Source organism: Stutzerimonas nitrititolerans (assembly GCF_003696285.1).
GTDB lineage: Bacteria > Pseudomonadota > Gammaproteobacteria > Pseudomonadales > Pseudomonadaceae > Stutzerimonas > Stutzerimonas nitrititolerans.
This window is the reverse complement of the sequence record NZ_RFFL01000023.1, coordinates 1-18522: the sequence shown is the minus strand read 5'-3', so window position 1 is coordinate 18522 and position 18522 is coordinate 1. Positions and strand designations below refer to the sequence as shown.

The 18522-nt window shown below is 63.2% G+C and carries 15 protein-coding genes, 2 pseudogenes and 3 riboswitches; of the genes and pseudogenes, 15 read left to right on the top strand and 2 right to left on the bottom strand.

Annotation, left to right across the window (positions count from 1 at the left end; all coding sequences use genetic code 11):
- Positions 1-301: 301 nt before the first annotated feature.
- A complete protein-coding gene (locus EA795_RS19910; RefSeq protein ID WP_122079109.1) occupies positions 302-643 on the top strand; it encodes a hypothetical protein in 342 nt (113 codons plus the stop codon).
- A gap of 4 nt (positions 644-647) precedes the next feature.
- Here EA795_RS19910 and EA795_RS19905 read toward each other — a convergent pair.
- Positions 648-1356, bottom strand: a pseudogene (locus EA795_RS19905) (CbtA family protein).
- A gap of 10 nt (positions 1357-1366) precedes the next feature.
- Positions 1367-1552 carry a CbtB domain-containing protein gene (locus tag EA795_RS19900; protein ID WP_122079107.1) on the bottom strand — a complete coding sequence of 62 codons (186 nt, stop codon included), beginning with the start codon at positions 1550-1552 and terminating at the stop codon, positions 1367-1369.
- A gap of 99 nt (positions 1553-1651) precedes the next feature.
- A riboswitch (cobalamin riboswitch) is annotated at positions 1652-1876 on the bottom strand.
- A gap of 61 nt (positions 1877-1937) precedes the next feature.
- Positions 1938-2153: riboswitch (cobalamin riboswitch) on the top strand.
- A gap of 125 nt (positions 2154-2278) precedes the next feature.
- Here EA795_RS19900 and cobO point away from each other — a divergent pair.
- The 14 genes and pseudogenes from cobO to EA795_RS19835 all read left to right on the top strand — a co-directional run bounded on the left by cobO (position 2279) and on the right by EA795_RS19835 (position 18367).
- Positions 2279-2938, top strand: a complete 660-nt coding sequence (gene cobO, locus EA795_RS19895; protein ID WP_205891505.1) for a cob(I)yrinic acid a,c-diamide adenosyltransferase — start codon at positions 2279-2281, stop codon at positions 2936-2938.
- Entirely contained in the window at positions 2938-3774 is an 837-nt protein-coding gene (locus EA795_RS19890) for an ABC transporter substrate-binding protein (RefSeq protein WP_122079105.1), read from the top strand. The genes cobO and EA795_RS19890 overlap by 1 nt, the downstream gene beginning before the upstream one ends.
- Positions 3771-4781, top strand: coding sequence for a FecCD family ABC transporter permease (locus EA795_RS19885; protein WP_122079103.1), 1011 nt, complete (start codon positions 3771-3773; stop codon positions 4779-4781). The genes EA795_RS19890 and EA795_RS19885 overlap by 4 nt, the downstream gene beginning before the upstream one ends.
- On the top strand, positions 4778-5551 hold the full coding sequence (locus tag EA795_RS19880; RefSeq protein WP_122079102.1) for an ABC transporter ATP-binding protein: 774 nt from the start codon (positions 4778-4780) through the stop codon (positions 5549-5551). The genes EA795_RS19885 and EA795_RS19880 overlap by 4 nt, the downstream gene beginning before the upstream one ends.
- Positions 5548-5910, top strand: coding sequence for a DUF1636 family protein (locus EA795_RS19875; protein WP_122079100.1), 363 nt, complete (start codon positions 5548-5550; stop codon positions 5908-5910). The genes EA795_RS19880 and EA795_RS19875 overlap by 4 nt, the downstream gene beginning before the upstream one ends.
- A gap of 18 nt (positions 5911-5928) precedes the next feature.
- Positions 5929-6984, top strand: coding sequence for a cobalamin biosynthesis protein CobW (gene cobW, locus EA795_RS19870; protein ID WP_122079098.1), 1056 nt, complete (start codon positions 5929-5931; stop codon positions 6982-6984).
- 3 nt (positions 6985-6987) lie between these two features.
- Positions 6988-10848: a cobaltochelatase subunit CobN gene (gene cobN / locus EA795_RS19865; RefSeq protein WP_122079097.1), complete on the top strand. Its 3861-nt coding sequence runs from the start codon at positions 6988-6990 to the stop codon at positions 10846-10848.
- A 2-nt stretch (positions 10849-10850) separates the two neighbouring features.
- A complete protein-coding gene (locus EA795_RS19860; protein ID WP_122079095.1) occupies positions 10851-11858 on the top strand; it encodes a magnesium chelatase ATPase subunit I in 1008 nt (335 codons plus the stop codon).
- A gap of 71 nt (positions 11859-11929) precedes the next feature.
- Complete coding sequence (locus tag EA795_RS19855) at positions 11930-12517, top strand: vWA domain-containing protein (RefSeq protein ID WP_205891504.1); 588 nt, start codon at positions 11930-11932, stop codon at positions 12515-12517.
- Positions 12518-12668: 151 nt separating this feature from the next.
- A complete protein-coding gene (locus EA795_RS20985; protein WP_147456324.1) occupies positions 12669-12866 on the top strand; it encodes a hypothetical protein in 198 nt (65 codons plus the stop codon).
- A 208-nt stretch (positions 12867-13074) separates the two neighbouring features.
- Positions 13075-13280, top strand: a riboswitch (cobalamin riboswitch).
- A pseudogene (locus EA795_RS19850) lies at positions 13236-15547 on the top strand (TonB-dependent receptor). It overlaps the preceding riboswitch by 45 nt.
- 47 nt (positions 15548-15594) lie before the next feature.
- A complete protein-coding gene (locus EA795_RS19845; protein ID WP_122079092.1) occupies positions 15595-16380 on the top strand; it encodes an ABC transporter ATP-binding protein in 786 nt (261 codons plus the stop codon).
- Positions 16377-17345 carry an ABC transporter substrate-binding protein gene (locus tag EA795_RS19840; protein WP_122079091.1) on the top strand — a complete coding sequence of 323 codons (969 nt, stop codon included), beginning with the start codon at positions 16377-16379 and terminating at the stop codon, positions 17343-17345. Before EA795_RS19845 ends, EA795_RS19840 begins: the two co-directional genes overlap by 4 nt.
- On the top strand, positions 17345-18367 hold the full coding sequence (locus EA795_RS19835) for a FecCD family ABC transporter permease (protein WP_122079090.1): 1023 nt from the start codon (positions 17345-17347) through the stop codon (positions 18365-18367). Before EA795_RS19840 ends, EA795_RS19835 begins: the two co-directional genes overlap by 1 nt.
- Positions 18368-18522 lie beyond the last annotated feature (155 nt).

Below are 18522 nucleotides of genomic sequence, written 5' to 3'. Positions count from 1 at the left end.
GTAGATAGCGCAGCATGAAGCATCCGTATGGTGCGAGGGGTGCGAAGTTAGCAAGCGGGTCGCCAACCAATGGAGAGCCGCGTCTCAGACAGGGAGTGGGGGAATTTCCGCCGATCTGGCGCGCAGAAATCGTCCGGGCTCCTGACACTGCTTGCCGCGTTGCTGCTGTTCGTAGACTGTCGCGCCGCCTTGGCGGCACCACCGGCGATACCGCCGGGGCGTTGGTGGCAGCGAGTTTGTGGTGTTGCTGGTGTGATGCTGCACTGAGTGATATCGGGCGCCATACAAAGGACTTTCTCCGATGAGAACACTTCTGGAGTTGATATCGATGAACGCCGAGATGCACAAGTTGCAGGACTATTGTGCGCGCGTCCTGCGGGGCGATAAGGCCACTCTACATCGCTTGCGCGCAGCGGACTTCGTCTGTGAAGCGGGATTCTGGGCTTTCGGCTTGCCAGCTTTGCACTGTTACATCTTCGGTGACAGCCACGATGACTATCGTGGCTGGCTCCAGCAGTTGTATGCCGGTGATCTCAATACCCAGTTACGCGAATTGGGCGGTGAGATCGCCATCCTTGACAACCGCGGCAAGGTCGACGCCAGTTGCTATTGCCTGCGCCGGTTGCCGACGCAAGAGACATAGCCGATCAGGGGGTGTGTTGGCTGCGGGTGAAGAACCAAGCGGTGGCGAAGCCAAGCACGGCCCAGAACAGCGCGTTGGTGAACAGCGAGGCGTAGATGAATTCCTGCGCCAGCGCAGCCGGCGCCAGGCTTTCATGCGCTTCTGGATGAGGCGCGCCGATCAGATGCGGGATCGGCAGCAAGATCAGCCCCACCAAACGCAGCGCCCAATGCCGACCGAAAGCCAGCAGGCCCATGCCCACAGCCGTGGCAGCAGCGGTCCCGATCCACCAGTACTGGCGCAGCAGCAGATCAGCGGCGGCAGCGCCCGGCACCTCCGGCGGCAGACCGACGGACGGCGCGAGGTTGAAGGTGGCAAACCCGGCCAGCCCCCATAGTAGGCCCCACCAGGTCTTCCGTGGCGCGCGAACGACGTAAAGACCGGCGAGCATCAGAGCGAAGCCGACCGCCACGACGAGGTTGCCCAGGCCGGTGAACAGTATGCGTTGCAAGCCATCTTCCGGTGCCCAGGCTTCTTCGTCATGTTCGTGACTGACGTGGTCGTGCCCGCGCTCGACGGTTGCTTGCGCATGTTCGTGTTCGATCGTCGGGGCAGTGTTTTCATAGGTTTCCGCCTGGAGAATGAGCGGGCTGACCCAGAAGCTCTGCAGCAGGGTATGAACAGGGCGGCCAGCAATCCGGAGAAGCCCGCGTCTGTGCGATTGGTTTGATCATTGCTCAGCCCTCAGTGGTACGGAAACGCGGCGCTGTGGCGGGTGTCATGAGCGGCGTTATGCACCAACTCCATATGCGAGAAGCCGGCAAAGTAAATCAGCGTGGCGCCAAGCAGAACGCTGCCGGCGGCAATCAACAGACGTTGCGAGATGGGCAGAGAAGCGGCGGAACTGGACGGCAGCGTGCGGGTAATCATCGAGGAGATCCTTCCAGGGTTGAGAAAACGGCACGCGGGAAGGGAACGCAGCGCGAACGGGTGAGCCACCCATTCCGGCATGCGCCCGCCCACCGCGGGTTGCCAAACAGGTTTCAGGCCGGTCTCCGGGCTTACGACGACTGTCAGCTGACAGTGACTGGGTTCGCCTTCCCATGCCGAAGCACAGTGGCAGTAGAACCCATACGTACGCTCACCGTTGCGGGGGCAGCGCCGGACTCGTTCAACCCTTGCGGATCGGACCCACCGGCTTCCCGTTTCACCTCGCACGCGACGGCGCGAGACACCTGAAATGGAATCCTAGCAGACCATGAAGGCTTTCTGATGGGCCCCCGGTCGATTGCGATGGAGCCCCCGAACCGCTACCCTGCGACCCATTCGATTAGGTGCCCCACCCGCGTTCGCTGGGTGGGCTGAAACGGGAAGTCCGGTACGGCGGTGGAAGCTCCACGCCAGATTCCGGCGCAGCCCCCGCTGCTGTAGAGCCTGACGAAGCCGCGACATACCACTGGGCCTGAGCCTGGGAAGGTGCGGACTTCGGATGACGGCGAGCCAGAAGACCGGCCTGATCGCGAGAAGGTGCGTACCCCGGTGGGGGGTGGCTGCCGTCGCTGTGGTTCGTGCTAGACGCGTGCCGTTCTCCAGTGCCGTCATTTCGAGCTCGATGTGTTGCGCATCGAACCCAGTCCCTCCTGGTTACCGCCTGTCATGTGGTGCGCGTACGCGTGCCGTTCGCAGCGACTGAGGGAGTGTGGACCGGTGATCGATGAGCAGAAGAAGCAAAACCACAACGAGCGCATGCAACGCAAGAAAGCAGTGGTGGACGCCGGCATCGAGCGGGCGCAGATCGAGCGCGGTGTGTTCGTGCTGATCACAGGCAACGGCAAGGGCAAGAGCACCTCGGCGTTCGGCACTCTCTACCGCGCACTTGGTTACGGTCATCGCGCCGGTGTGGTGCAGTTCATCAAGGGCACCCAGGCCTCCGGCGAGGTCACCTTCCTGCGTCAACACGCACCGCTGGTCGAATACCACGCCATGGCCACCGGTTTCACCTGGAACACCCAGAACTGGGATAACGACAAGGCCGCCGCCGACCAAGCCTGGGCGCAGGCCGAACGAATGCTCCAGGACCCCAGCCTGAACCTGGTTGTGCTCGACGAGCTGACCTACATGCTCAAGTACAACTACCTCGACATGTCCGGCGTGCTCGACGCCATCCGCGCGCGACCGAGCCACCAGCATGTGATCGTCACGGGGCGTGCGGCCAAGCCGGAACTGATCGAACTGGCTGACACAGTCAGCGAGATCCGTGACGTCAAGCACGCGTTCAACGCTGGCGTGAAAGCCCAGGCCGGCCTCGACTTCTAATGCGCCGCGCTCTATTTCTTGCCCTGCTGGCAAGCTTGCCGGCGGCTGCCACCGATCTGCCTCGGGTGGTCTCGACCAACCTGTGTGCGGACCAGCTCGCGCTGCGCCTGGCCGCGCCGACGCAGTTGCTTTCGGTGTCGGCGCAGAGTCAGGATGCGCGTTTGTCGTCGATGTCCGAGCTGGCCAGGCGCTTCCCGGCCAACCATGCCAGCGCCGAGGAAATCGTCGCCCTGCATCCGGACCTGGTGCTCGCCTCGCGGCGCTGGCTGGCGCACAACCGCGCCGAGTTGCTGCGCAGGCACGGTATCGAGGTGCTGGTGGTGCCGTTTTCGACAAGCTGGGCGGAGATCTTCGCCAGTACTCGGTTGGTCGCCGCGAGTCTCGGTCGCGAGGCAGAAGGCGAGGCTCTGCTCGCCGACGTACAGGCCCGCCTGAATCGTCTCAAGGCTCATCCGCGACCGTTGCGCGCGCTGTATCTGCGTCCCAACGGTGGCAGCGCCGGACGTAACACCTATGTCGATACCGTCTTCCAGTCAGTTGGCTTGACTAATCACCAGGCGGAGTTGGGTCGTGTCGGCTGGGGTCGTTTTGATCTCGAAACGCTGGTAGTCAGCCCCCCGGACCTGTTCGTCAGTACCGACATGCCGATCGACCAAGGCTATACCAAGTCCGCCTATGCCCGTCATCCCCGGGCGCAGCAACTGATCGCCACGCGCCCTGTACTGCAGGTGACGGGAAAACGATGGGGCTGCAGCGACTGGCAGTTGATCGACAGCGCCGAACAGCTGGCCGCGCAGGTCGACGGCCTGGCTCTGGCTGAAGAGGAACACCCATGAGTCGCTTGAACGCTCTGTTGGTGCTGATCCTGCTGGTTCTGGTGCTGTTCTCTCTGGGCATCGGCGCAGTGCCGCTTAGCCTCGGTGAGGTCGCCGTAGCGCTTCTGCAGCCGGCAGCCGGCGGAGTCGAGCTCAGCGACCCTGTGGTGCAGCAGCGAATCATCGTTAATGAGATTCGCCTTCCGCGTGTGCTTTTGGCGATTCTGGTAGGCGCCTCGCTAGGAGCTGCGGGCGCCGCACTGCAGGGTTTGCTGCGTAATCCACTGGCCGAACCGGGGCTGCTCGGTGTCAGTTCGAGCGCCAGTCTCGGTGCGGTGCTGTGCCTCTACTATGGCTTTGCGACGTTGACTCCCTGGCTGCTGCCGGCCGCAGCGATGGGTTGCGCGGCGCTTGCGACCCTGACTCTGTATGCCATCACTCGGCGGCGGGCCAGCAATTTGACGCTGATTCTGGCCGGCATCGCGCTGTCGTCGCTGGCGGCTGCGCTCACTTCGCTGGCCATCAATCTCGCCCCCAACCCCACCGACATGCAGGATATTGTGCTGTGGCTGATGGGCTCGCTGAGCGACCGCAGTTTTGCCGACGTGCGCCTGTGCCTGCCGTTCATCCTCATCGGCCTCGTGTTACTACTCACCAGCGGCCGCGCGCTTGATGCGCTGACCCTTGGCGAAGACGAAGCTGCCAGCCTCGGCGTCAATCTTGCCCGCTTGCGCCTGCAAATTGTCGTGGGTACTGCGCTATGCGTCGGCGCCAGCGTGGCGGTTACCGGCGCCATCGGTTTCATCGGCCTGGTGGTGCCGCATCTGCTGCGCCGCTGGGTCGACTATCACCCAGCCCGCCTGCTGGGGAGTAGCGCCCTGGGCGGTGCGGCTCTGCTGCTTGCTGCCGACATCGTCCTGCGCCTGGTCAGCGGTGCACAGGAATTGATGCTGGGCGTGGTCACTGCCTTGATCGGCGCGCCGTTCTTCCTAGCCCTGGTTCTGCGCCAGGGGAGGGCCACGGCATGAGCGTGCTGGAACTCCAAGGGCTTGGCGTCGAATTGCACGGCCGCCGGCTGCTCGATGATATTGCCCTGAGCCTGCAGCCAGGCGAACTGCTCGGTCTGATCGGTCCTAACGGTGCTGGCAAGAGCACTTTGCTCAAGGCCATCGCCCACCTGCTGCCGTATCATGGCGAAATACTTCTTGGCGGCATATCGCTGGCCCGCCTGGCACCGCGTGAGCGTGCGCTGCGGCTGGCCTATCTGGGCCAAGGTGACGCAAGCGGATGGCCGTTACGCCTGCATGATTATGTGGCTCTCGGCCGGCTGCCGCATCGACGCAGTGCGGCGGACGAGCCTGCCGTCGAAGCCGCCATCTCGCGCATGCGCCTGGAAGGATTGGCTGGGCGGAGCTTCGACCAGTTATCCGGCGGCGAACGCGCCCGCGCCCGTCTGGCCCGCGCCTTGGCGGTTGGCAGCTCGCTGCTGTTGGCCGACGAGCCAGTGGCCGCACTCGATCCGTACCACCAGCTCAACGTCATGCAGTTGCTGCGTGAGCATTGCGCCGAGGGCCGTAGCGCGGTGGTGGTGCTCCATGATCTGACCCTGGCCAGCCGTTTCTGCGACCGCCTGCTGCTCCTCGACCAGGGCTGCCTCGTGGCCTGCGGCAGCGCGCGCCAGGTACTCACTCCCAAACACCTGCAGCAGGTTTATCGCGTGCAGGCCATGCTCGGCGAGCACCAGCAGGAGCCCTTCGTACTGCCTTGGGCTTGCCGACACCCGGAGGAACAACCATGACCACCACCCTGGTGCTCTGCGAAACCTGCGGCTACGACGCTGAACAGCCCAACGCGGTGCGTCCGGGCGAGCGCTTCGCCAGCGAAGTGGAGGCGTTGCTTCAGGTCGGCGATGACATGGCGATCCGCCGCACCCGCTGCCTGATGGCCTGCCAGCGACACTGCGCCGCTCTGCTACGCGCGCCCGGCAAGATTGCCTACGTGCTCGGCGACTTCCGCCCCGGCAGCGAATCGGCAGAGGCATTGCTCGACTACGCCCGCAATTACCAGCTTTCCGCCACCGGCCAGGTGCCTTTCCGTGACTGGCCGGCTGGCATCAAGGGCAAGTTCATCGCCCGCATTCCCGTTCTCGACGACTGAAATACTCTGGAGTTCCTCATGACCGCCAAGATCCCCGTCACCATCGTCACCGGCTTCCTCGGCAGCGGTAAGACCACGCTGCTGCGTCACATCCTCGAGAACGCCAATGGCCGGCGCATCGCGGTGATCGTCAATGAGTTCGGCGAGCTGGGCATCGACGGCGAAATCCTCCGCGGTTGCGGCATCGGCTGCGACGAGGACGGCGGCGAGCAGGCCGGACAGCTCTACGAACTGTCCAACGGCTGCATGTGCTGCACCGTGCAGGAAGAGTTCTACCCGGTGATGCGCGAGCTGATCGAGCGCCGCAGCGAACTCGACCACATCCTCATCGAAACCAGCGGCCTGGCCCTGCCCAAACCGCTGGTGCAGGCCTTTCACTGGCCGGAGATCAAGAACGCCTGCACCGTCGACGCGGTGGTGACCCTGGTTGACGTGCCAGCTACCGCTTCCGGCCAGTTCGCAGCCAATCCGCAGGCGGTCGACGAACAGCGCCGCGCCGATCCTAATCTGGATCACGAATCGCCCCTGCACGAACTGTTCGAGGATCAGCTCCTGGCCGCGGACCTGGTGGTGCTGAACAAGGCAGAACTGGTAGATGCGGCAGCGCTGGCTGCGGTTGAGGCGCTGGTGCGCGAGGAACTGCCGGCGCAGGTCAAGGTGGTCGCCAGCGATCGCGGGCGTTTGGCCCTGGACGTTCTGCTCGGCCTGGGCAGCGCCTCGGAGGAATCCATTCACCTGCGCGAAAGCCACCACGGCCACGGTAATGACGAACACGAGCATGACCACGATCAATTCGACTCGGTGGTGATCAAGCTGCCGGTGGTCGACCGTGAGCGCCTGCTCGCTGCGCTACAGGCATTGGTTGAGCGTCACGGTATCTTCCGCGTGAAGGGTTTCGTCGCCTTGGCAAACAAGCCGATGCGCCTGGTGGTGCAGGGCGTCGGCCAGCGCTTCGACGCCTATTTCGACCGCCGCTGGGGTGAAGGTGAGACACCGAGCACGCACCTGGTGCTGATCGGCCAGGCGCTGGACGCTGAAGTGCTGCGCGCCGCCCTGCTCGGCGCGGTGGTGTAAGCCATGCACATGCTATCGGCGCTGCCGGGCGGCTACGTCGACGAGAGCGGCGCAACTATCACCCGGCTCGAGCAGGACCCGGCGGAGATCGTCATCCTCAGTGCTGCCGATACTACTCTGGCGCTGCTGGCGGCGGCCTGTCCGCAGGATCACTATCCCAGCGTGAGGCTGGCCAACCTGCTGCACCTGCGCCAGCCGGCGTCCATCGACTTGTACCTCGATGAGGTGCTGCAGCACGCGCGACTGATTGTCGTCGACCATCTGGGTGGTGAAAGCTACTGGCCCTACGGGACCGAGCAACTGGTTGCCCTATGCCGGCGCAAGGCTATTGCCTTGGCGATGTTCTCCGGCGACATGAGTGAAGACCACAACCTCACCGCGTTGAGTACTGTTGCGCCGGACGACTGCCATCAACTGTGGCGTTACCTGCGCGAAGGCGGGGCGGCCAATGCGCGGCAGCTGTACCGCTACCTCGGCGTACGGTTTTTCAACCTCGACCTGGACGTCCAGCCTCCGCGTGCGCTGCCGCCGGTGGCGGTATTCCATCCGCAGGTTGACAACGCCTCGGTCGATAGTTGGCGGCAGCGCTGGACGCCCGGTGCGCCGTGCGTCGTGCTGCTGTTCTATCGCGCGCATCTGCAGGCGGGTAACACCCGTGTGTTCGCCGAGTTGTGTGAGGGGCTGCTGAAGCGCGGCCTCAATCCGCTGCCGATCGCCCTGCTGTCACTGAAGGACACCTTGTGTCTGGCGACCCTGCGCACGCTCTGCGCTGAGCAGCAGGTGGCGCTAATTCTCAACACCACGGCGTTCGCCCAGTCATCGATGGATGATCCGGGCGACCACTCGCTGGTCGGCGATATCCCGGTGCTGCAGGTAATGCTCTCCGGCGGTAACGAGGCGGGCTGGCGTGCCGACCCGCACGGCCTGCAGCCGCGCGACATGGCCATGCTGGTGGCGCTGCCGGAGGTGGACGGGCGCATCATCAGCCGCGCGGTCAGCTTCAAGGGCTTCGGGCAGCGTAGCGTGTTGACCCAGAGCGATGTGGTGGAATACCAGGGGCTGCCGGATCGCATCGCCTTCGTCTGCGAGTTGGCGCAGCGCTGGTGTCGGCTGCGCAGTCTGGCCAACGCCGACAAGCGTGTGGCGCTGATTCTCGCCAACTACCCGACCCGTGAGGGCCGCCTGGGCAATGGCGTTGGCCTCGACACACCGGCTTCGGTGATCGGCATTCTCCAACGCTTGCGTGACGAGGGCTATGGCGTTGCGGACATTCCCGCCGATGGCGACGCGCTGATGCAGACCCTCAAGCTGGGCGTGACCAACGATCCTGATCAGTGGGCGTTGCGTCCGGCGCGGCAGAGTTTGGCGCTGGCCGATTACCAGGCGTTCTTCGCCGGTCTGCCGGAGGCCAATCGCGCTGCCATCGTTGCCCGCTGGGGAGAGCCGGAGGCCGATCCGATGCTGCGCCAGGGCCGCTTCATGATTGCCGGTCTGCGCCTCGGCCAGGTGTTTGTCGGCATCCAACCGGCACGTGGCTACCAGCTCGATGCGATGGCCAACTATCACGACCCTGACCTGGTCCCGCCTCACCACTATCTGGCCTTCTATCTATGGCTGCGGCAGAGCTGGGCCAGCGACGCCATCGTTCATGTTGGCAAGCACGGCAATCTCGAGTGGTTGCCGGGTAAGAGCGTGGCGCTCAGTGAAGAGTGCTGGCCGGAGCTGATCTTCGGTGCGCTGCCGCATCTCTATCCGTTCATCGTCAACGATCCAGGCGAAGGCAGCCAGGCCAAGCGTCGCGCCCAGGCGGTGATCATCGATCACCTGATGCCACCGCTAACCCGTGCCGAAAGCTACGGGCCGACCCGAGACCTGGAGCGGCTGATCGACGAATTTTACGAGGCACTGACCCTCGATCCGCGCCGTGCCGGACTGCTGCGCAAGCAGGTGCTGGCACTGATCGTCGAACACAATCTCCACTCTGATCTCGGCCTGGCTGCGCCGCGCAGCGAAGAAGAAGAGCAACTGCTGCTCAACCGCACCGATAACTATTTGTGCGAGCTGAAAGAAAGCCAGATCCGCGACGGCCTGCATATCTTCGGTCAGTCTCCACAGGACCGCCTGCTGCGCGACACCTTGCTAGCACTGGCCCGGCATGGGGTCGCCGACGGTCAAGGACGCAACGCCAGCCTGGTGCGCGCATTGGCTCGCGACCTGTTGCCGGAAGCCACCTTCGACCCGCTCGCCGGGGACTGGAGTCAGCCCTGGCAGGGTGCCCAGCCAGCAGCACTACTGGCGGTCAGCGAGCAGCCTTGGCGTACCCGCGGCGACACCCGAGAGCGCATCGAACTGCTTGCCCTGCAATTGCTGGAAGCGCCCAATCCTGAGCTTCCGGCAGGGATGGGTAGAAGCGAGTTTGTTCGTGAGGAGGGCGCCGTCGACGCTCCCGACTATCGGATCACGAATGAATTCGCTCCTGCGACAGGAGAGGGTTGGGAGCACACCCGCGCTGTGCTCCAGCGCGTCGAGGAGGATCTGCGCCCGCGCCTGCTGGCGTGCGGCGAGCAGGAACTGTACCAGTTGTGCCGTGGCCTGGCCGGGCGTTTCGTGCCGCCGGGGCCAAGCGGCGCGCCGTCACGCGGGCGTCCGGACGTGCTGCCAACTGGGCGGAACTTCTTCTCGGTTGACACGCGGATGATCCCCACGCCGACCGCTTGGGCGCTCGGCGAAAAATCTGCGACGTTGCTCATCGAGCGTTTTGTCCAGGACAACGGCGACTACCCGCGCAGCCTTGGCCTGTCCGTGTGGGGCACGGCGACCATGCGCACTGGCGGCGACGACATCGCCCAGGCCTTCGCGCTGATCGGCGTGCGCCCGCAGTGGGCGGAAGGCAGCTGGCGGGTCACCGATTTCGAGGTGCTGCCAGCCAGGCGTATGGACCGTCCGCGAGTAGACGTGACCCTGCGCGTCTCCGGCTTCTTCCGCGACGCCTTCGCTAACATCATGCAGATGTTCGATGCTGCGGTGCAGAAGGTCGCCGAACTGGACGAGCCGGAGGGTCTCAACCCGATCCGCGCGCGCGTCCGCCGCGAGACCGCCGAACTACAAGCGCAGGGGCTGTCGGTCGAGATCGCGCGGCGGCAGGCCGGCTTCCGCATCTTCGGCGCCAAGCCCGGTGCCTACGGCGCCGGCCTGCAGGGCCTGATCGACTCGCGCGACTGGCAGGGCGACGCCGACCTGGCTCGCGCCTACCTGAACTGGGGCGGCTATGCCTACGGCCAGCAGGTCTACGGCGAGGCGCAGCGAGAGCGCTTCGCCCAGCGTCTCGGCGAGATGCAAGCAGTGGTGCAGAACCAGGACAGCCGCGAGCACGACCTGCTTGATTCCGACGACTACTACCAGTTCCAGGGCGGCATGACGGCGGCGGTGCGTCATCTGAGTGGCGTTCAGCCGGCGATCCTGTTCGGCGACCACAGCGATCCGCTGGCGCCACGCATCCGCACCCTGGACGAGGAAGTCAGCCGGGTGATGCGCGCGCGGGTGACCAACCCGAAGTGGATCGACGGGGTCAAGCGTCACGGTTACAAGGGCGCCTTCGAGATGGCCGCCACCGTCGACTATCTGTTCGCCTATGACGCCACCACTGGTGTGGTGCGCGACGACCAATACGCCAGCCTCACCGACGCCTATCTCAACGATCCGGCGACCTGCGAATTTCTCCGCCAGCACAACCCCGACGCCCTGCTGGAGATCGGTGAGCGCCTGCTGGAAGCCATCCAGCGTGGCCTGTGGGCCGAGCCGGGCGACTACCGCGAGCAGATCGAAGAGCATCTGCTGGCTGCCGAGCAGCATCTGGAAGAATGATCATGAGCCCACGTCCGCAATACCCATTCAGTGCCTTGCACGGTCAACCGCAACTGCAGTTGGCGCTACTGTTGGCCGCCATCGATCCACATATCGGCGGCGTGCTGATCGAGGGGCCACGCGGTACTGCCAAGTCGACCAGCGCCCGCGCGCTGGCCGAGTTGCTGCCGGGCCAGCGCTTCGTCGACCTGCCTCTGGGCGCCAGCGAAGAGCAACTGGTCGGCTCGCTGGATATCCAGGCCGCGCTGCAGAACGCCGAGGTGGCTTTCAAACCTGGGCTGCTGGCGCGCGCCGACGGCGGCGTACTGTACGTCGACGAGGTCAACCTGCTGGCTGACGCGCTGGTGGATCTGCTGCTCGATGTCTGCGCCAGCGGAGTCAACCGCATCGAGCGCGACGGCATCTCCCACCAGCACGAGGCACGTATCGCCTTGGTCGGCACCATGAACCCGGAGGAGGGCGAACTGCGTCCGCAGCTACTCGACCGCTTCGGCCTGTTTGTGCGCCTCGGTGCGCAGATCGACCCCGCCAGTCGCGAGGCCATCGTGCGCAGTCGCTTGGCCTTCGACCGTGACCCGCACGGCTTTGTCGAGCGCCAGCGGCATGCTCAGCAGGCGCTGATCGGGCGCTTGGAGCAGGCCCGCGCATGCGTCGGCAGGCTGGATTTCAGCGACGCTCTGCACCGGCAGGTCAGCAGCCTGTGCCATGCCGCAGGGGTGGAAGGCGTACGCGCCGACCTGGTGATGCTGCGTGCTGCCGCTGCACATGCCGCCTGGCTGGGGCAGGAACAGATCAGCGATGGCGACATCGAGGCGGTGGCCGAACTTGTCCTCGCGCACCGGCGCAAGACGCCGCCCGCCCAGTCAGAAGCCAGTGCTCAGCAGGTACAGCAACAGGGGCGGCAGCAGCCTGCGCCGGATTCAGCGGATAACTGGGGAGCGTTGCCGCCGCAGGCAGTGGCAACCCAAGCGTTGAGCGGAGCGAGGCCGCTGCCGAAAAAAAAGCCCTGAGCCCAGGCGCCGCGCTCGGCCCGCACGCACACCGCGGTGGCCGGCAGGGACGCAGTCGGGCCGCCGGTCATATGCCGGGCAGCACCATCCACTGGCCGCGCACGCTGTTGAGCAAGGCTGGCGCCGCGCTGCGCCTTGAGCACCTGCGCTTCCGACCGCGCGCCGATCAGGGCGGTGTGCTGCATTGCTTATTGCTGGACTGCTCCGGCTCGATGCTCAAGCGGCGCAATCTGGCTTTGGCCAAAGGTTTGCTGTTGCACTGGACCCGCCAGATTTACCGTCAGCGCGGCGAGCTGATGGTGATCGGTTTCGCTGGCGGCCAGGCGCGCCTGCTGCAAGCGCCGCATAAGGCGGTGGCGTTCAACGAGGTCTGGATTGGCGCCATTGGCGGCGGTGGCGGCACGCCACTACCTGCCGGTGTGGCGCTTGCGGAGCAGGTCCTAAGTCAAGTCCGGCGGCGCGCGCCAGGTCTCAGGATCGGCCTGTGGCTCATCAGTGATGGACGCTTCAGCGAATTGCCAGCACGTCCGGCGCATGTCGATTTCTGTGTGGTGGTGGATTTTGAGAGCGGACCGCTGCCTATCGGGCGGGGCGAGCGCCTGGCGCGTCACTGGGACGCCGAGCACATACGCGCAGCAGAGCTACTGGGCCAACTCTAACGCGTGCAGATAATCGTGCCGCCGGCCCATTGTGGCGTACGCGTCGCCCCCGCTGGCCGGCAGCCAACAGAGCATGGTCCGCCCGGCGAAACGGATGCGATACCACGGCGATGATGACGGTAGCGATAGATGAAAACAGAGGATACAGCGCGTGAGGAATACCTATGCCGGTGAAGAAGCCCCTGAAACCATAGAGAATGTCAAAAGCACTCGCTACAGCGTTGCCCGTCGTTACGGCCGCGTCACCATTCAGGGACAGGTCTATCTCTACGAGCGCAAGAGCGACACCTTGGTGCGATTGGACACGTTCCAGCGGTACAAGAATCAACAGAAAGCTCGGTCGTGCTGATCACGTACGCTCATCGCACATCCCGTTGAGTTGGAGCGACGCTGCGTCGCTCTGGTTGGCGTAGGCGAGGCGTTCGCAGTTGTGAGGGTGCGTAGTCATTTCAGCGAGGCCGAAACGTTGCGCCTGCGAAATCCAAGCTGCATTGAGTCTGGCTTTGCGTCCGCTAGTCAAACCAAGGCGGCATTGACTGGTTAGCTCTTCGATGTTCAGATGCGCGCCAGTTTCAGGTGTCCCATGCCGCTGCGCATGGGGTGAAACGGGAAGCCGGTTCGTCACGAACGTGATCAGTCCGGCGCTGCCCCCGCAACGGTATGCGAGAGAAGTATTCGTTACACCACTGTGCCATTGGCATGGGAAGGTGAGTACTTCATGACCCTCGCGAGCCCGGAGACCGGCCTGAAGCCCTCGTTTGGCAAAACCCGCGGTGGGCGGGCGCAGGCCGGTTTTCGTAGGCTTTTCGTCTGCGATTCCTCATGCGTTGTTCCCTCCGGGATTCATACATTCCTGCTTTTGAGTGGAACGATATGTCCCGCAATTCCCTGTTCGATGCCCGTTCGGGCAAATTCCTGTGCGTGGTGGGCCTCGCGCCCTGCGTGTTGCTCTGCGTGCCGACTCATGCGGCGGAAATCGATAGCGCTCTGGCTCTGCCTTCCATGGCTATCATCAGCCGCGTGGATGATGCCGCCACACCTGATCTGCTTACCCCTACGACTGCTGGCTCGCGGCTCAACCTGACGGCGCTGGAGACGCCGGCGAGTATGAGCAGTATCAACTCGGAACAAATTCTAGGGCGCAATAACGCAACCGTTCAGGATGCCGTGAGCCGCTCCCCTGGCATTATTTCTGTCGCGACGCCGGGTAACGGCGGCACCTCGCTTTCGGCGCGCGGCTTCGTTGGTCACACGTCGGTCATGACCCTATTTGATGGATCGCGTCTGTACACAGGAGCCGGCACCCAAACATTCCCGACCGACACCTGGATGGTCGAGCGTATCGATGTCATCCGTGGCCCTGCCTCTGTTCTCTATGGTGAAGGCGCGACGGGCGCGGTGATCAACGTAATACCGAAGAAACCCTTCGAAGGAGAGATCCGCAATCGTTTGCGTCTCGGCTATGGTTCCGATGACCGTCAACAGATTGGAGTGGATAGTGGCGGCTCGCTGAGCGATACGCTGAGCTATCGGCTGACGCTTAATCGTCAGGAGAGCAATGGCTGGGTCGACCGAGCTGATTCGAAGAGCCTGGCGCTCAGTGCTGCGCTGCGCTGGCAGGCTACCGACGACCTGAGTTTTACCCTGGCGCATGAGAGAGGCAACAGCGAGCCAGTCACCGCATTTGGTACACCGCTGATCAATGGCCGTTACGACAGCAGCATCCGCGACAAGAACTACAACATCGAGAATGATCAGCAGCGTTATCGAGATGAGTGGACGCGTTTGAATACCGATTGGGTAATCAATGACGCAATCACAGCCAGCAACCAGCTCTACTACATCAAGAGCCGGCGGCATTGGCGCAACGCCGAAGACTACAGTTGGAACGCTCCACGTGAGCAACTGCTGCGTGGCGGATTCCTGGAGATCAAGCACGATCAGGAGCAGATCGGCGACCGTCAGACCTTTACGTTCGCTCATTCGCTGTTTGGCTTGGATAGCCGCACTGTGGTTGGTGCGGAGTTCAACAAGATTCGTTTCGGCGTCGCCAACAATTCTCCTTACTCCGACGTTGGCGGCGAATACATCGACCTGTGGAATCCGGCTCCTGGCTATTTCGACAGCCTGTCTCCGTTCCGCCCATTGACCGAGAGCGAGACAAGAACCTTCGCTCTGTTCGCCGAGAATCGTACGCAGCTGTCTGAGCGCTGGTCTCTGGTGACCGGGATCCGCCGTGACAACAATCACATCGACCGAGAGGATATGCGCGCAGGCGGTCGCTATGACAGGAGCCTGCAAGGCGGCAACTGGCGTGCTGGACTGGTGTTCGCAGTTACTGAAGATTTCTCGCTATATGGCCAGTATTCGACCAGTGAGGATGGGGTCAACAACCTGGTTACCCTCAACCCTGGCCAGCTACAAATGGATCTCACCGAATCCAGGCAGACTGAGTTCGGCCTCAAGCAGCGCTTCTGGGGTGGGCAGGGGGAGTGGACACTGGCGGCTTACCACATCGTCAAGAAGAAGTTGTTGGCGACCGATCCTGTCACCCGGCTCGCCCAGCAGATTGGCCAGCAATCTTCAGAAGGCATCGAGGCCAGCCTGGATCTGGCGCTCGCCTGGGATTTGAGCCTATCTGCCAACGTATCCGTGCTCCGGGCCGAGTACGATGAGTTCAGCGAAACCGTCAGCGGCCAGGTGGTCTCGCGGGCTGGCAACAAACCGACCAATGTGCCACGGCGTACCGCCAATCTTTGGCTGAACAAGGCCGTGAGTGCCGATCTCGATGCGGGCATCGGCCTGCGTTACGTGGACGAGCGTTATACCAATACGGCCAACACCGCCAAGATTCCTGGCTACACGGTGTTCGATGCCAACGTTGGCTGGAATGTGGTTCCTGACGTTCGTCTCGGTTTGCAGGTGAACAACCTGTTCGACCGTGATTACGTCAGCGTCGCGCAGAATACACAACAGTGGTTCATTGGCGAGCCACGTTCCTTCTTCGTTACGGCTGACTACAGCTTCTAAGCGCAAGCGCACCGGCTAATGCGCGGTGCGCTCAAGAAGGGGCGAGTATGTCGAGGTTGAACATCGAGTCATTGTCCTGGGCTATCGATACCCGGCGTGGTGAACCACGTTTGCTATTGCAGGGCATCGACCTGCAAGTGGGCGATGGCGAGTTCGTTGGGCTTATCGGCCCCAACGGCAGCGGTAAAACCAGCCTGTTGCGTTGCGCCTATCGTTCGAGCGAGCCGGCGAGCGGTCGGCTGCTGCTCGATGATGAAGATCTATGGCGGCGGACGCCGCGCTGGAGTGCGCAGCGTATCGCCGTGGTACTGCAAGAGTTTCCCCAGGAGTTCGGCCTCTGCGTGAGCGACGTGGTCGCCATGGGCCGTACGCCGCATCAGGGTTTGTTCGATAGCGATAGTCGCGAGGATCGAATGCTGATCGCCGAGGCGCTGGAGCAGGTCGGAATGAGTGCCTATGCGCAGCTCACTTTCGCCAACCTGTCCGGCGGCGAAAAACAGCGGGTGTTGTTGGCTCGCGCGCTGGTGCAACAGCCAGGGCTGCTGATTCTTGACGAACCCACCAACCACCTCGACCCACGGTACCAGCTCGAGCTGTTGCAGCACCTACGCAGTCTCGGACTGAGTACCCTGGCCAGCTTTCATGACCTGAACCTGGCTGCTGCCTTCTGTAACCGCCTGTATGTCATAAGCGAAGGCGGAATTGTGGCCAGCGGCACGCCCGCCGAGGTGCTCACCGCCGAGCTGTTGCAGTGGGTATTTGGCGTACAGGCACTGGTCGATGAACATCCTCTGCATGGCTATCCGCGCATTACCTGGATCACTCAATCATGAACATTCGCCGTCTACTCGGTCTGCTGCCGATCCTCTGCACACTGCATGTCATGGCGAGCGACTACCCGCTGACCCTGCGCAGCTGTGACCGCGACGTGACCTTCGACCAGGCACCGCAGCGAGTGGTCGTTCACGACGTCAACATGACCGGCATGCTGCTCAGGCTTGGCCTGCGCGAGCGCATGGCCGGTTACACCGGCTTCGACAGCGCCAAACATCGTGAACGATGGATGAACGAAGCGCTGGCCGATGTACCGCAACTGGCCAGTCGTTATCCCTCCATCGAAACGTTGCTGGAGGCTGACGCTGACCTGTTCTTCGCTGGCTGGAGCTATGGCATGCGGGTGGGAGGGCCTGTTACACCGGCGACCCTGTCTCCGTTCGGCATCCCTGTCTACGAACTCACCGAGTCCTGTTCGCGGATCATGACGCAGCCCCGAGCAAGTCTGGATGATCTATACGGTGACTTGCTCAACCTGGGGAGGATTTTTTCCGTTGAGAATCGGGCCGAGGCGCTGGTTGGAGAGTTACGTGAGCGCGTCGATAGCGTACGTACCGTAGTGCAGCAGGCCAGCGATATACCCCAAGTATTCCTCTACGACAGTGGCGAAGACAGGCCTACCACGTCTGGGCGGCTAGGGATGCCTCAGGCGCTCATCGAGGCTGCTGGCGGGCACAATGTGATGGACGATGTGTCCGCCAGCTGGACGCAGGTGAACTGGGAGAGTGTGGTTGAACGAGATCCCGAGGTGATAGTGATCGTTGATTATGGCCCGCACACCTGGCAACAGAAGCGTGATTTCCTGATGCAGCATCCGGCCTTGCAGGCTGTTCGGGCGATCCGCAATCAACGTTTCACCGTACTCACCTACATAGAAGTCACTCCGTCTGTGGAAAATGCGCTGGCCGTCGAGAAGATCGCCGCCGGTCTGCATCCGCAACTGTTCAACGGAGCACCTCGCTAATGCCGATACGCAGTGCAGCCGGCTATCGCCTACTGATCATCGGCTTGCTCGTCGCCTTGCTATTGTCCTGCGTGATCGCCCTGGGCTTCGGCCCCGCTGCTGTGCCATTGGGCAATGTCTGGGGGATTCTGGGCATGCAAGTGGGCCTCGGCCTGGAGAGCGAGTGGAGCAGGAGCCAGGAACATATCGTCTGGCTCATCCGTGCGCCGCGTATATTGCTCGGCGCATTGGTCGGCGGGGGGCTTGCCCTGGTCGGCACCGCACTGCAGGCGGTCACTCGTAACCCGCTGGCCGACCCGCATCTGTTGGGCGTCAGCTCGGGCGCAGCGTTGGGCGCCGTGCTAGTGGTGCTCTATCTAGGCCCTTTTCTCGGTGTGTTCAGCCTGCCGCTGGCGGCCTTTATCGGAGCAGCCGGCAGCATGCTACTGGTGCTTGCCGTCGCTCGACGCGGTGGTCGCCTCGAAAGTGACCGGCTGCTCCTGGCCGGTGTCGCGGTGTCGTTCGTGCTGATGGCGCTGGTCAACCTGCTGCTGTACACCGGCGATCACCATGCGACTGCGTCGGTGGTGTTCTGGATGCTTGGCGGGCTGGGCTCGGCACGTTGGGATGTTATCTGGCTGCCGGCCATCTGCGTACTACTCGGGTTCAGCGCATTGCTGACGATGGGACGCGGGTTGAACGCGTTGATGAGTGGCGAGCAGACGGCGGTAAGCCTTGGTTTCAACGGCAAATGGCTGCGCTTGCAGGTATTCGTCTGCACCTCGTTGCTGACAGGTGTATTGGTGTCGTTGTCCGGCGCTATCGGCTTCGTCGGTCTGATGGTGCCGCACATGGCCCGTACGCTGGTTGGTGCCGAGCACCGCCGGCTGATCCCGATCAGCGCATTGCTTGGCGGGCTGTTCCTGGTCTGGGTGGACGTGGCGGCGCGCACCCTAATCGCACCCGAAGATCTGCCTATCGGGATCGCCACGGCGGCACTGGGCGGATTGTTCTTCATTCTGCTTTTGAAGCGGCGTGCATGAACCTGTCGATCTGAAACAGCCATCGTCTGTCTGATGATGGCCTTCGGTGTTGGCCTGTTCTTCGGTAATTCCATTGGCGGGCGCTACACGCACCTGGTCCCTGTTGACGGTGAGGCAGCTGAACGTATCGCCGTCGGCGATGCCGATCACGCGGC

Bases quoted from the DNA above. Each gene is read 5' to 3' on its own strand.
- EA795_RS19910 (WP_122079109.1), top strand. From the start codon at position 302: ATGAGAACACTTCTGGAGTTGATATCGATGAACGCCGAGATGCACAAG.
- EA795_RS19900 (WP_122079107.1), bottom strand. From the start codon at position 1,552: ATGATTACCCGCACGCTGCCGTCCAGTTCCGCCGCTTCTCTGCCCATC.
- cobO (WP_205891505.1), top strand. From the start codon at position 2,279: ATGTGGTGCGCGTACGCGTGCCGTTCGCAGCGACTGAGGGAGTGTGGA.
- EA795_RS19890 (WP_122079105.1), top strand. From the start codon at position 2,938: ATGCGCCGCGCTCTATTTCTTGCCCTGCTGGCAAGCTTGCCGGCGGCT.
- EA795_RS19885 (WP_122079103.1), top strand. From the start codon at position 3,771: ATGAGTCGCTTGAACGCTCTGTTGGTGCTGATCCTGCTGGTTCTGGTG.
- EA795_RS19880 (WP_122079102.1), top strand. From the start codon at position 4,778: ATGAGCGTGCTGGAACTCCAAGGGCTTGGCGTCGAATTGCACGGCCGC.
- EA795_RS19875 (WP_122079100.1), top strand. From the start codon at position 5,548: ATGACCACCACCCTGGTGCTCTGCGAAACCTGCGGCTACGACGCTGAA.
- cobW (WP_122079098.1), top strand. From the start codon at position 5,929: ATGACCGCCAAGATCCCCGTCACCATCGTCACCGGCTTCCTCGGCAGC.
- cobN (WP_122079097.1), top strand. From the start codon at position 6,988: ATGCACATGCTATCGGCGCTGCCGGGCGGCTACGTCGACGAGAGCGGC.
- EA795_RS19860 (WP_122079095.1), top strand. From the start codon at position 10,851: ATGAGCCCACGTCCGCAATACCCATTCAGTGCCTTGCACGGTCAACCG.
- EA795_RS19855 (WP_205891504.1), top strand. From the start codon at position 11,930: ATGCCGGGCAGCACCATCCACTGGCCGCGCACGCTGTTGAGCAAGGCT.
- EA795_RS19845 (WP_122079092.1), top strand. From the start codon at position 15,595: ATGTCGAGGTTGAACATCGAGTCATTGTCCTGGGCTATCGATACCCGG.
- EA795_RS19840 (WP_122079091.1), top strand. From the start codon at position 16,377: ATGAACATTCGCCGTCTACTCGGTCTGCTGCCGATCCTCTGCACACTG.
- EA795_RS19835 (WP_122079090.1), top strand. From the start codon at position 17,345: ATGCCGATACGCAGTGCAGCCGGCTATCGCCTACTGATCATCGGCTTG.